Raw genomic sequence first — 12,433 nt, 5'->3', positions numbered from 1 at the left:
CAAGCATCTGGAAACATCTTTTCCTAATCCTGAGAAAGATTCATTTAAAAAGGTCTTCCCGGGAAAAAACATGATTTACAAAATTATTGACTGCATGCTTAAAGATCTTGGCCTTAAAACAAAAGGTGATGGGCGGGGGCCTCATACATTTCGCCACTATGTGGCAACTAATTTGCGCTATAATTTTAGGATGGATCTTGACCATGTTGCCCGTTTATTGGGCGACACACAAAAAACAATAAGTTCCAGATATCTGCATCCAACCGCTGAAATGTTGCACAATCTTATGAACAATGCATCCGGTTGGTAAAAAAGATTTGTCACAACCCCAAGGTGTTTTCTTGGGGTTTGCTTTTTTGAGATAAAGGCTTTGAACACTGTTTCTGAATATCTCCAATAAAACGTAATGGAAGATTTGGAAATTTGATTTTGGCCTCTCCCATATAATGGAATTGGGAAAAAACAATATAGATACAACATCTTGTGCCCGGAAGGGTTTTCAAAAAGAGAGTCCTACACGTTATATTCCTTTCCCTATGGCCGGAAGCCCTCTCCCGCTATGATGTCGTATATGATTCCGATTCAGGGTGAAGATTCCTCTTTTGAATAGCAGCAATAATTCGATGTGCGCTACTTTTTGATATTTCAACAAGTTTGGCAATTTTTCTTACCGAAGCTTTAATCGGGCTGCAACCAATAAAAAAAATAATTTTTTGACTTCGTAATCGCAATAAAATAGAGCACCATCTCACAATAAATTATTATTTAATATCTGTGAGATCTATATTGAATGGATAGAATAAAATGTCCAGAATTTTAAAAAAAAAGCATAAAAATGTCCCGGCTTAAGTCGGTAGCCAAATAATAAAGCCATCCGGCAAGGGGGATATCAACAACCCAGGTAAAAAAAGCATAGGGAACGCCTAAAAATAGCAAAAGTGAAAAAACAACATTCCCAGTTAACCACCCAGCTCCCCACATATATTCCCAGTTGGTCAAATCTTCCTTTTTTAATTGATTTATTATCAGTTCTCGCCCTGCTGGTGCCAGAACAAGTGAGACAAAGGCTATGACAGCATGAATGACCGTCCAGATCAGCGTACTGAAAAGCATCAGCGTCACGGCAATCCCTTTGGAAAAAGGATAATCCCTTGCATCAACCGCCATCTGCCGCCAATTGATAATTGAAAAGGTTTCAGTATATTTTGCTCCCAAAAAATTAAAAATTTCGACAAAGGATGGTAATACCATGGCTGTCCCAATCAACAGCAGCACCGCAATAAAAAGATCGCCAAGCAGCAGTCCGGATATCAATATTTTGCTGGTGGAGTCGCATGACTTACGAGTTAAAAACCGGCTGATTTCAAAAGAGATATAATCAAATATACTATTAGCCAAAGGTAAAAGGAGTAGAAGAGTGATTGATACAATGGATAATGCCCTCCCAAAAACATCAATACCATCAATAACACTCCAAACAACAACAACAACAACACCACCACCAACACTACTAACAAAAACACGACTAACACCAACAACAACACCAATAACAACACCAACAACACCAACACCAACACCACCACCACCGACAACACCACCAACAACTACAACTACAACAAAAACACCAATAGTACCAGCAACAACACCACCACCAACAGCAACAGCATCAACAGCAAAAACACCACCAACACCAACAACAACACCAACAGCAAAACCAACAATTAGTTCAAAAAGAAACGATAAACTGCTTAAAATTTTTCGATTTTGAATTGGGATTTGCCTTATGAAGAAACCTGCAATAACCTCATCATTCCTCAACACTATTCCCGTAAAAGCAGCTAAACCAACGAACAGGAGTACCAGACCAAAACGAATAAAACCATTCTGCTGCTCAGGCATAAATCCCAAACCGCCCAGCATAGTATTACCGGAAATACAATAGCAGATTAAAAAAAAAAGAATCGGGTAGGCAAAGGCAATCAGCAGAATTCTAACGAATGATTTGCGGCTTTTCGGAGGTCCGAAAAAACGATGGATCACCCCCATGACCCTTTCAACGACGGAATGATATGTGGAAAGTGGCTTGTTTTCTTCCACCATAATAAGGAATTTTTGAAAACTGTCTTTATCTTTTAAAATCTGGAAATAAAAAAACGTAAAAATCGCCCCGATAATACCGAGAATCACACCGGCCGATTTAACAATATCATAATCAAGCATGACGACTCCCAATACAAGAAACCAGCGTCCATAGCTAAGAAAGGGGAAATTATCAATTTTCCCCACTGCCTATCATTGATCAGCACAAAACAGGGGGGTAGAGTCAAATACAATTAAGGTATGTCGATTATTTACAGAATCAAATCCTTAACGTCAAGGCTTTGATTTTATGATTATGGATCTTCTGAAATGAAACGTCGGTTTAGGAACATTCAGTTTGAACGAATCTCAATCCAAAAGGGATCAATAATGTTATGATTGACCGCTTTTGCTGAAATTTTTTAACCACAAGATTTTGTGGTGGTAGAGAAAAACCAAAATTCAATTTTTATTGGAGATAAAAGGAAGGGGCGATCTATTCTAATATGGTGTGAATTTTATCTATCTATAGTCGCTTCAAGCCTTTAATCCAATGGAGTTGACTTCAGTGCCCAAGGCAACAGATACTCAGTTGGGCAACTACTTGTATTCATATGGTTCACCCTAAATAAATTTTCAGAAATACTACATATGGTATCTGAGGTTTTTTGAGTTTTGAATTTCGATTCCATTATATGGACAAAGTGCATCTTCCCCCGCCATTTTCCATATTCAACTCTTTAATATATAAAAAATCATCACATCCTTATCATTAGTTTAGCCCTGTTAATAACAGCAGATATAGACAGTAACGACCACATCGACGCTTCCTGGGCTATCATCATTTCCAAAATAACCGGTATATCGGTTCAGAACACATGGTGATGGTATGCGGGGAAAAAGCCGGGGTTGATGCATCAGACTCTTTTGCCAATTCTCAGCTTGGCATGGGCCAAGATACCGCCAGAATGAGCGTCACTCCCGTGTTGGGTATGCTTGCCCTCATAACAAACGGAACCCCTTTAAACTGGGTGAAAACGATAGCAGGACAAGAGTGCATACAGCACGGTCACCCGGTGAAGGCGGCATGGAAAGACGGCATTGCCATCGAGGCCAAAGAGTCCGGATTTTCAGAAGAAGGCCAGGCAGCATTGATCAATTTCCGGAAAATGTCCCACAACCTATATCACCATTTTGCCAGGAACCTGGAAGAAGCCATTGCAGCATACGAGAAGGCCGGACAATCGTTACCACAGATCACCATCCAGAATGAAGAAGGTACCACGAGGATTGATCTCAGGGCAGCGGCGGACCGTATGGGGGATCTAAGGGGCTCGTACTTTCCCCGTTTAAGGAACTCCGGGAAATGGCGTATCATCGGTACCAAAAAAGGCGTTTCGAATCAGATGCAATTTTTTGATACTCGACGCCTTCCCGGGGGAGCGAACACATATCGGGCAGAACTGGAAAGAAAGGGCTATCAGACCCAGATTAAGAAGGTTGGCAAGTTTTCAGAGGATCTTTTCCAGTCTTTGGAACCATTATTGGCACAACAGCAGGTTTTGAACAAGGCCATGAAAGACATTTCCAATGAAGACAAACAGCGGATACTTGAGGATGCCAATATAAAAGGTACATGGCAGGGTGATACTTTCATCCTTTCCGGGGCCCTTAAAGATGACATCATTGAATCCGTCCGGCACCTGGGCGGGAAGTTCAAGGAAAGATGGAAGGCAAATACCTATCGTCCGGAGATTGCCTTTGAGAACATTGGCGACCAGGACCCTTATGAATTTGAGAACAAAGTAACGAGTGCCATTCTCCATTCAGGCGGGCTTGAAGTGGATATGGATCTTGCCTTTGCAAACGCCATGGTTAAACAATACGATGCGATCTTGAAAGGCAGGGGCGCCCGGTCAAGGATGCTGGCCAGGTCCGATAAAATGGGCAAGGATGTTGTCCAGGGGTATGAACTGGACCCTGTGACCGCGATAACGTCAGCCATGCAAGCGGCGGCGGGGAGTGAGGCTGGACTTATGTGGCACAATCACGATTAAGGGCATTATTCTTCCCTTGGTGCTGGAATGAATATAGTCACCTGGGAAAAGATATAGGCGATTGTGAACGGGTCTTGGATGCCTTTAAGCGATGGTGTTGATTGGCATGGGCTGAAAGAAGCATTTTGAAGATCAGGTTCTTTTTGATGATGATGCCATGGGTGATGAGACGGATTGAAAGTGTTTCTGTCTTTTTTGGTGATGTATGGCATCCTGGTTGAGTATCTACCTTGAAAAAATAATTCTGTGCAATGTCAGGAGCATTTAAAATGCGATTCAAACCAAGGTGCCCCTATTCCTCCTGTAATGTTCATCGATCATAATTTGGATACCCTGTAAAGGTGGGTGGCTTCACTATAACAGGGGAAAGTATAGGCGGCATTGATACCGGGAAGATGAAGACCGGAATCTAACAAAAGAATACATTGGGTTTGTTTGTGTTTATGCTCAAGGCTATGAGATTGAAATCATTGGGCATGATCAAGGATTTGGGCTTTATCCTTCCATGGGTGTCTGACATGAAGGGTTTGCCCTGGGGATTACACAAACGGCTGCAATGGGGGTGTGGGGACCTTTAATGGTGGTGTTGATTAGTATCCGTTGAAGATGTGTTTTGAGGTTTCGGCTTTCTTCTGGGGATGGTGTTCTGGGAACTTCCATTGCTTTTTGTTCCATATAGAACCATTCCCGTGATACCTGCCTTCAAAGAATAATTCTATGCAATGTCAGGGGTAAAAAAGGTCTGGTTATAATTTTGGCCGGTTTTTTTTGTTGGCTCAACACCACTAAAAGTGGTCCCCAATTTGGTCCCCACTTACCATTTCCCCATAAAAAAAGACCTTCAAGGAATCCTTGAAAGCCTTTGTTATCAGTGGTCGGGACGGCTGGATTTGAACCAGCGACCACTTGTCCCCCAGACAAGTGCGCTACCAGACTGCGCTACGCCCCGAGCATTTTTGCTGAACAAAGCGACTTTTACCACCCTTTGAAATGTGTGTCAAGAAATATTGACGGAAAATTCAAACTATCCATCTAACCATTCCGCTCCAATGGTACCGGAAGCGTCATTCAAGTTTATTTTATGATGGTTTGAGGTTTCTATAATCAGCCCCAACATCCGCTGTTAACCCGTCTTTTAATGCACCAGGACTTTTTTTAATTGCACTATTGACATATTTACGGTACCATTCGCGCATGTTTAATCAAAGCCAATTAGATGCCATTGATGCTGCCATTCATACCCACCTGATCTCAGCCGGACTGGATCATGTGATCTTTATGGATATGGCCGGTAATACCATTGCTAACCATAATAATGGAAAAACCATGCTGGATTCGACTGCCTTTGCTGCACTTGCTGCCGGTAATTTTGCAGCCGTTGATGCAATGGCAAAACTAGTGGGTGAGTCTGAATTTTCTTTGCTCTTTCATAAGGGTGAAAAATCAAGTATTCATTTCAGCAAGGTCAACAATGAGACCCTTTTAATTACAATGTTCAACAAAGACATCTCCCTGGGACTGGTAAGGTTAAAAGTGGCTGAAACCATCCAAAGAATCAATTCCATATTGGCCAGTGACAAATGATCACTTTGCCGTGTTCAGGTTTGTTTGAAGGGAATGGGACGTGGCGCTGATCAATGTAAAAACCAAGGAAGTTCAGGTCAAGATTGTTTACTACGGCCCGGGGCGCGGCGGGAAGACAACAAACCTTGAATATATCAATAAAACATACCGGGATCGAATAAAAACAGAAATGGTCAGTTTGAAAACCCAGGATGATCGAACCCTTTTTTTTGATTTTTTACCCTTTGATGTGGGTCAGATAAAAGGATTTGATGTCACCATTCAATTGTACACTGTTCCCGGACAGGTAAAATATAATGCTACCCGGAGACTGGTGTTAAGGGGCGTTGATGGGATTGTTTTCGTTGCAGACGTCCAGAAAGAACAGCGGAAAAAAAATATTGAATCTCTCAACCAATTATATGAAAATCTTGAAACTTACAACCTTGATTTGTTCAACATACCGTTTGTCATGCAATATAATAAAATAGATTTAAAACAGTCTGCCATCCCCATTGTATCTTCCCAAACCCTGCAAAAAGATCTGAACGGCCTTCTGCGGGCTCCGGCATTTGAGGCCACCGCTTTAAGGGGGGGCAATGTTATCCCGACCTTGAAAAAAATCATATCCATAACATTGGCATCCATTCAAGACCAGCTTTTTTAAGGAGGTTTTTTTGAATTCGCTAACTGAGCTTAAAATAATCATACAGTCCATGAGCGAGACCATTACAGACGATACCATGGCAGCGTTTCAACGACAGCTGTCACAACTTGGACAAGAACACAAAAATACTCCGGCAGTACCTTCGTTTTTAAAAATGATGCAATCTTTAGGAAAATATCTGGGCTCCAAAAAAGATAAGGCGCATACGGATTCAATACCGGTCTTGACCTCAATGGCAAATCAGCTGGAGAAAATTATCACGCAACCGGATCTTAAAAAAGACGAAACCAGCCGGATCCTGTTTGACGAACTTGAAAAATATAAATCTTTAAAACATAAAATTACGTCCAGGCCTTCGATTACGAATACTGATTTGAACGATCTGAAAGCGGTTATTTTAGCCATCGACTGGGAAATTTCCGATACCACCCTGCAAAATTTTGAGGCCATTGTCACACCATTATTGACTAAGTTAAAAGGCAATAACCTCCAGCATACTTTTTTAAAAATCATTCACACCACCGGGCGATATATTGGGATCCAAAAAGCAAATGCCCCCACCGATTCCATCTCTTTTTTACGATCAGTTTTTGAAAATTTTGAACAAATCGTTCATACGCCCGGCATGGCTTTAAAGGACAAAAAAAAAGTCCTGGAAAACGATATTCAACGATTTCATGATTTTAAACAGACCATCTCCCGAAAAAAAGGGGTTGACCTGACACCCGATTCCTCCGAAGAAGATGCAATGCAACCGGCACTTTCTCACATTAGACAACCCCATCTTCCTTCAAAAAATGATAGCACCCTTTTAACCCCGCTGCCTGAGCCGGAAGAACTTCTGGATACTGAAAAGGAAACTGACCCTGACGTCCTGGTGCCGGCCTTGACAGACAAAAGGCCCTCACCACCAGGTCCAAGAGATGTCATGGACGATCTTTTCAGTTTAAAAGAGTCTCCGGCAGATGAATTATTAGATGCCATCCATCTGCTGGATGTTCAGGGCCAGAACCCGTATCAGGACAATAACAAGGATAACCGGACAAGCACGCCACAATCCGATGGGATTAAAGATTTCACCCCCCTGCGACGGGATAATGATCCCATACCGGAAATCGGAAGTCGGCTGGATGAATTTTTCAACCTGGATGACCCGGAAACAAATGGCGGTGAACCGGATGACCACAAGGAACCAGCGGTGGAGATCAGAACAGATACTGCGGATGAGTCGGCAGACGGGATAGTGCCATTCCAATATGAAGATGAAGCCTTTGAAGCCCCCCCGCTGCCAAACGATGAGTATAAACCCGAGTCCAGCAACCCGGATTTCGACATCTTAAACCGGTTAAAATCCACCATTGAAGATTTAGAATGGCTCCAGTACGAAGCATCCATGTTATCTGTCACCGAAGACATGGCCTATCTTGAAACCCGCTGGCAAACAGATCCGGACAAAACCTGCCTGCTTGAGATCATTGCTTCCAACATCCATCTGTTGAAAGCCCAATCTGAAACAATTCAACAGATAAATGCAGATATGGCCGCCAGGGAATCAGAAACAGATGCTACTGATACCTCCGGGGGGAACCCACCGGGACTTTGGGGAAGAATTAAAAAAATGTTCACCGCTTCATAACGCGTCACACATAAAATGATTTTTTTTTGCGAAGATTGTGGGAAAAAAAATGTTTTGTCGTCAGAACAACTGAAAGACGGGAAAGTTGTGTTCCGATGCAGCACCTGCAACTACTGGAATTCATATTCCGTCAAAACGGTTAAAGCACCGGATCTGAAACGCGCAGATGCCTTTTTAAAAACACGTCTACATTTCCCGGAAATTATCGGGTTTTTTCTCTTCCACACAGCAACCGGTGTATTAACGAATAATATGCCCGATATGTTAAACAACAGCGACTTGGAAGTGTTGGGAAACCTTCTGATAAAAACGGTTTCTATCGGTCGGTCTCAATACCCGGATGTGAAAGAAATATCCTTAATCCTGTCCAGCAAAAATATCACCGTAAAAATGATCAATAAAGATTTAGCGGTCATTATTGTTGGGAAAACATTTCCTCTATCCAAACCCCTCAGGGATCAATTGGACCGGATAGGATCAATCGACACCGCACAAAATGGACACCTCAAATGATACCCCGGAAAGCGTTCATGCAGATTGCCACCGTAACCGGTGTGGATCAATATATCGTTGTAGATCATATGGGACAGATTATTGCCCATGACATTAAAGATCCTGAAAGATCTGCCGGCATGGTGTTCGCCTGTGGTCGAAACGCCTACGCCATTGGCAAGACGCGATTGAAGTATGTTCTTTTTCCCCGGGAAAATCAAAAAAATTTTTTTATTTTTCCTGTTGGCAATTATTATCTTGGAGTGGTAAAAGAACACAGTATTGACAATTCGGTTCTGACGGACAATATAATGACTTTTCTAACCGGTCTTCTTAAAGTAAGGCCTCAATAAGAGGTGGATATTCATGACAGCACAAACCATCATCCTGATTTTTACACTGGTAATATATCTCATTATCATATTTGTTTTCAACAAAGCCCGGATCAAGTATGCCGGTGGAAAAGTCGGGAAGGTCATCAACCTGATTCTGATAACGGTCTGTCTCTTGTTTTTTGCCGATTACGTGATCATTTTTGATCAATTTGTGGATACAGATGTCCTGGAAATTATAAAGGCATTGGTCAGAACCGCTGCACTTTCCTTTTTAGCCTATGGCGGGACAAAAGTGGCAGGTTCCTGAGCCCATCCATTGTCTGTTATCGAGAAAAAAAGGAAAAAATGCCGCCTTTGGAACCGTTGTTTTTATCGATTTTAAATTCCGAATGAATGTTTGCAATGGCATGTTTCATGTCATTGACGATTTTACTCTTTTCTTTGGAACCGGCCTGATATTTTTTAACATACCCCAACACTTTTTCAATATCCTTCAGGATTTTGATCAATGGGTGGGAGCCCAGAATTTCTCCTACTTTTTTCAAAACCTGCACACAATATTCGGTAAATCCGGCAATTAAAAATTCCTTGGGATCTTCGATGGATTCCATTTGATCCAAGGCACTGCTAATGGCCTGAAGGTTTGAATTTTTATGATTATCCGGGTGATATTCCTTGAGCACGTCTTTAACATCAATGACAAGACCGAATTTACTTTCTTCAAACAAAAAATAGCTTCTGTCCCCAAGCTCATCCGCAACATTTTTTTTAATGGTTTTCAAAATGTCATTAAACACCGTCAGGATGGCAGAATAATCATTTCCCCCTTCCTGATCATCCAATTGCACCTCATCTTTCTGCTCAATCAAACCAGAGGAAATAACAGAGAAAAAAATCTTAAACACTGCAAATTCATCATACCCGCTTTCATTGATAATTTGCCGGACCGTACGGGTACCGTCAATCAAAGAAAGAATCCGCCATTCATTGGCATTGAGTTTAATTTCTTCCTTGCTTTGTACCTTTCCCGACATTTTAAAGACCAGTTTATCATTGGGGATAAATTGCTTGAGAACGGACAATTCATCAATCCGTCGGGACGCTTCAAGGATCAACTTCATGGGATTGAGCTGGGTGATGATCATGCCCTTTAAGTTCAATCGGGCATCTTTATATTCAAACCGGCCCTTTTTCCAGAAAAGCAGATTATATAAAATCGTTTCAACCTGTTTGGTATTATACTTTTTCAACGTATCAACGGAAACGTATCCTTTTTCCACCAGGATTTTGCCCAGGTGCATTTTTTCCTGTCGGGCAAGGGCCAGACATTTCTGAAGCTGCTTTACGGAAATAATACCATCATTTCGCATCAAAAATCCCAATCTTGCTTCCTTTAACGAAGCCGACGCATAAACAATGGTTCCCTGGTCAAAAAAAACCCGGCTTTCCTCATCATCACAGGTTACCGTCAGCACCCCTGTCTTTTGATCATTGCACAAAAGCTGAAGAATACTTGCCAGAGTTAACCCTTCAAAATCACCCTGAAGATTCATACTATCCCTTTTCGTTCAATCACCCTCTTTGATCTGCACTAAAGCCATTCAACCCTTTTGAAAGACCATTCATCTGATACTATGCCATACTCTGTTGGCGAATACAATATTATCCTGCCGGGGTTACCCCGGAGAAAATAACAGATTAAATTGACAAAACAACCCCCATCATTATATTAAAGATCAAAAAAACCTCCAACCAAAAGGATAATCGGCGGCTGTCCATCCCCACGTTTCAACGGGCAGGCGACCGGATAAAAATCATGACATTATTCAACCCAAAAAATGAAAATTTTGACCACCTGGATCCCGAATCCAAAGAAATCATGACAAAAACCATTGCATTTTTTGAAAATCGGGGGAAAAAAAAATTAAAATCAGATTATCACAACCGCATCTGGTATGATGATTTCATTGAATTCCTGAAACAGAACCAGATCTTTGCCACCCTGCTCACACCATCAAAATATGCATCCGGCAATAAAAATGCCCGGTGGGATACCAGAAGAATCTGTGATTTCAATGAAATCCTGGGGTTTTATAATCTCTCCCACTGGTATACCTGGCAGGTCTCTATTCTGGGGTTGGGCCCCATCTGGATGAGTTCCAATGAACCCATCAAACATACCACTGCACAATTGTTAAAAGACGGCCATATCTTTGCGTTTGGCCTGTCGGAGAAAACCCATGGTGCTGACCTTTACGCCTCGGATATGTCGCTAACCCCGCTGGGCGATGGCCATTATGTGGCCGATGGCGGAAAATATTATATCGGCAACGCCAATAAAGCCGGTATTGTATCAACATTTGGAAAAAACTCTGAAACCGATGCGTATGTCTTTTTTGCAGTGAATCCGGAACATGAAAACTATGACCTTGTCCAGAATGTGGTGGACTGGGAAGGATACGTGGCTGAATACGCGTTAAGCGGATACCCGGTGACCGATGCGGACATCCTGTCAACCGGGCAGGATGCCTGGGATTCAGCATTGAATACCATTAACGTGGGAAAGTTCAATCTTGGATGGGCCGCCATCGGCATCTGCACCCACGCTTTTTACGAAGGACTGAACCATGCCGCCAACCGGAATCTCTATGGCAAGTGGGTCACGGAGTTTCCCCACATCCAGCAGATGTTCGTCGATGCCTACACACGGCTTACCGCCATGCGACTGTTTTCCCAGCGGGCTGCCGACTATTTTAGAAGTGCTTCCAAAGATGACCGACGATATCTTTTATATAATCCCATGGTCAAGATGAAGGTGCCCAGCCAGGGAGAGACCGTCATTAACCTGCTATGGGATGTCATCGCCGCAAGGGGGTTTGAAAAAGACGTCTATTTTGAAATGGCGGCAACCGATATCCGGGCACTGCCAAAACTGGAGGGAACCGTTCATGTGAACATGGCACTGATTATTAAATTCATGGCCAATTATTTTTTCAATCCAGGAAAGTTTGCCGAAATTCCCCGAAGAGATGATGCGGCCTGTGATGAATTTTTATTCCATCAGGGCCCCACAAAAGGCCTTGGGAAAATCCAGTTTCATGATTTTAACATCGCTTACAACAGTGTAGACCTGCCAAATGTCACCCTGTTTAAAGAGCAGATAAAACTGTTACAGGAGATGCTGCTTAAAGCCACCCCGGACAAACACCAGGCCGGGAACATGGACTTTTTGCTGTACCTGGGTGAAATGTTCACCCTTGTCGCCTATGGCCAGCTGATCATTGAAAAATACACCATGGATCATTTTGATGAGGATCTGCTGGAACAAATCTTTGACTTTATGATCCGGGACTTTTCAGCGTATGCCCTGAATCTCTATTCAAAAACAGACACATCTGATATCCAGATGGCCTATTGCCGGAAGATCATTAAAAAACCGATCACCAATAAAGAAAGATTCTCAAGGATCTGGGAAACCCATGTATTGGCACTGAAGGATACGTATGAAATGAACCCGTGATCGTTGGGTATCCGAAATGATGATCACGGGTTTTCTGTCCGTCAGGCATTGCGTAAAAAATTGCACCATATTGATTTTTAAGGT

The 12,433-nt window shown here is 42.4% G+C and carries 12 protein-coding genes and 1 tRNA gene; 9 read left to right on the top strand and 4 right to left on the bottom strand.

What is annotated here, in order from left to right:
* On the top strand, positions 1-310 hold a 310-nt coding region (locus Q1Q15_RS19760), incomplete at its 5' end, for a tyrosine-type recombinase/integrase (RefSeq protein WP_300463908.1).
* A 506-nt stretch (positions 311-816) separates the two neighbouring features.
* Here Q1Q15_RS19760 and Q1Q15_RS19755 read toward each other — a convergent pair.
* Entirely contained in the window at positions 817-2,220 is a 1,404-nt protein-coding gene (locus tag Q1Q15_RS19755) for a hypothetical protein (protein ID WP_300463906.1), read from the bottom strand.
* A 737-nt stretch (positions 2,221-2,957) separates the two neighbouring features.
* Here Q1Q15_RS19755 and Q1Q15_RS19750 point away from each other — a divergent pair.
* Positions 2,958-4,136 carry a hypothetical protein gene (locus tag Q1Q15_RS19750; RefSeq protein ID WP_300463905.1) on the top strand — a complete coding sequence of 393 codons (1,179 nt, stop codon included), beginning with the start codon at positions 2,958-2,960 and terminating at the stop codon, positions 4,134-4,136.
* 495 nt (positions 4,137-4,631) lie between these two features.
* Here the strand turns inward: Q1Q15_RS19750 and Q1Q15_RS19745 are convergent, their stop codons facing one another.
* Entirely contained in the window at positions 4,632-4,811 is a 180-nt protein-coding gene (locus Q1Q15_RS19745; RefSeq protein ID WP_300463904.1) for a hypothetical protein, read from the bottom strand.
* Positions 4,812-5,008: 197 nt separating this feature from the next.
* Positions 5,009-5,085, bottom strand: a tRNA-Pro gene (locus tag Q1Q15_RS19740).
* A gap of 245 nt (positions 5,086-5,330) precedes the next feature.
* Here Q1Q15_RS19740 and Q1Q15_RS19735 point away from each other — a divergent pair.
* From Q1Q15_RS19735 to Q1Q15_RS19710, 6 genes are read left to right on the top strand one after another with little or no spacing between them, the layout of a single operon-like run.
* Positions 5,331-5,720 carry a roadblock/LC7 domain-containing protein gene (locus Q1Q15_RS19735; RefSeq protein ID WP_300463902.1) on the top strand — a complete coding sequence of 130 codons (390 nt, stop codon included), beginning with the start codon at positions 5,331-5,333 and terminating at the stop codon, positions 5,718-5,720.
* Between the two features lie 40 nt (positions 5,721-5,760).
* Positions 5,761-6,366: a GTPase domain-containing protein gene (locus Q1Q15_RS19730; protein ID WP_300463901.1), complete on the top strand. Its 606-nt coding sequence runs from the start codon at positions 5,761-5,763 to the stop codon at positions 6,364-6,366.
* 10 nt (positions 6,367-6,376) lie between these two features.
* Positions 6,377-8,002 carry a hypothetical protein gene (locus Q1Q15_RS19725; RefSeq protein ID WP_300463899.1) on the top strand — a complete coding sequence of 542 codons (1,626 nt, stop codon included), beginning with the start codon at positions 6,377-6,379 and terminating at the stop codon, positions 8,000-8,002.
* Between the two features lie 54 nt (positions 8,003-8,056).
* Positions 8,057-8,515: a hypothetical protein gene (locus tag Q1Q15_RS19720; RefSeq protein WP_300463898.1), complete on the top strand. Its 459-nt coding sequence runs from the start codon at positions 8,057-8,059 to the stop codon at positions 8,513-8,515.
* Complete coding sequence (locus Q1Q15_RS19715) at positions 8,512-8,847, top strand: roadblock/LC7 domain-containing protein (RefSeq protein WP_300463897.1); 336 nt, start codon at positions 8,512-8,514, stop codon at positions 8,845-8,847. Before Q1Q15_RS19720 ends, Q1Q15_RS19715 begins: the two co-directional genes overlap by 4 nt.
* 13 nt (positions 8,848-8,860) lie before the next feature.
* On the top strand, positions 8,861-9,136 hold the full coding sequence (locus tag Q1Q15_RS19710; RefSeq protein ID WP_300463896.1) for a hypothetical protein: 276 nt from the start codon (positions 8,861-8,863) through the stop codon (positions 9,134-9,136).
* Between the two features lie 16 nt (positions 9,137-9,152).
* Here Q1Q15_RS19710 and Q1Q15_RS19705 read toward each other — a convergent pair whose 3' ends face one another.
* Positions 9,153-10,382 carry a DUF4388 domain-containing protein gene (locus tag Q1Q15_RS19705; protein ID WP_300463895.1) on the bottom strand — a complete coding sequence of 410 codons (1,230 nt, stop codon included), beginning with the start codon at positions 10,380-10,382 and terminating at the stop codon, positions 9,153-9,155.
* A 263-nt stretch (positions 10,383-10,645) separates the two neighbouring features.
* Between Q1Q15_RS19705 and Q1Q15_RS19700 the strand changes: the two genes are divergently transcribed.
* Complete coding sequence (locus tag Q1Q15_RS19700; RefSeq protein WP_300463893.1) at positions 10,646-12,349, top strand: acyl-CoA dehydrogenase; 1,704 nt, start codon at positions 10,646-10,648, stop codon at positions 12,347-12,349.
* Positions 12,350-12,433: the final 84 nt, after the last annotated feature.

This window comes from Desulfobacula sp. (assembly GCF_030145145.1).
In the GTDB taxonomy this organism is placed as follows: Bacteria; Desulfobacterota; Desulfobacteria; order Desulfobacterales; family Desulfobacteraceae; genus Desulfobacula.
Note: the sequence above shows the minus strand (reverse complement) of the source record. Positions and strands in the feature narration are given on the sequence as shown.

Excerpts from the sequence above, each read along its gene's own strand:
- Q1Q15_RS19755 (WP_300463906.1), bottom strand. The coding sequence starts at position 2,220 with ATGCTTGATTATGATATTGTTAAATCGGCCGGTGTGATTCTCGGTATT.
- Q1Q15_RS19750 (WP_300463905.1), top strand. The coding sequence starts at position 2,958 with ATGGTGATGGTATGCGGGGAAAAAGCCGGGGTTGATGCATCAGACTCT.
- Q1Q15_RS19745 (WP_300463904.1), bottom strand. The coding sequence starts at position 4,811 with ATGGAACAAAAAGCAATGGAAGTTCCCAGAACACCATCCCCAGAAGAA.
- Q1Q15_RS19735 (WP_300463902.1), top strand. The coding sequence starts at position 5,331 with ATGTTTAATCAAAGCCAATTAGATGCCATTGATGCTGCCATTCATACC.
- Q1Q15_RS19715 (WP_300463897.1), top strand. The coding sequence starts at position 8,512 with ATGATACCCCGGAAAGCGTTCATGCAGATTGCCACCGTAACCGGTGTG.
- Q1Q15_RS19710 (WP_300463896.1), top strand. The coding sequence starts at position 8,861 with ATGACAGCACAAACCATCATCCTGATTTTTACACTGGTAATATATCTC.
- Q1Q15_RS19705 (WP_300463895.1), bottom strand. The coding sequence starts at position 10,382 with ATGAATCTTCAGGGTGATTTTGAAGGGTTAACTCTGGCAAGTATTCTT.
- Q1Q15_RS19700 (WP_300463893.1), top strand. The coding sequence starts at position 10,646 with ATGACATTATTCAACCCAAAAAATGAAAATTTTGACCACCTGGATCCC.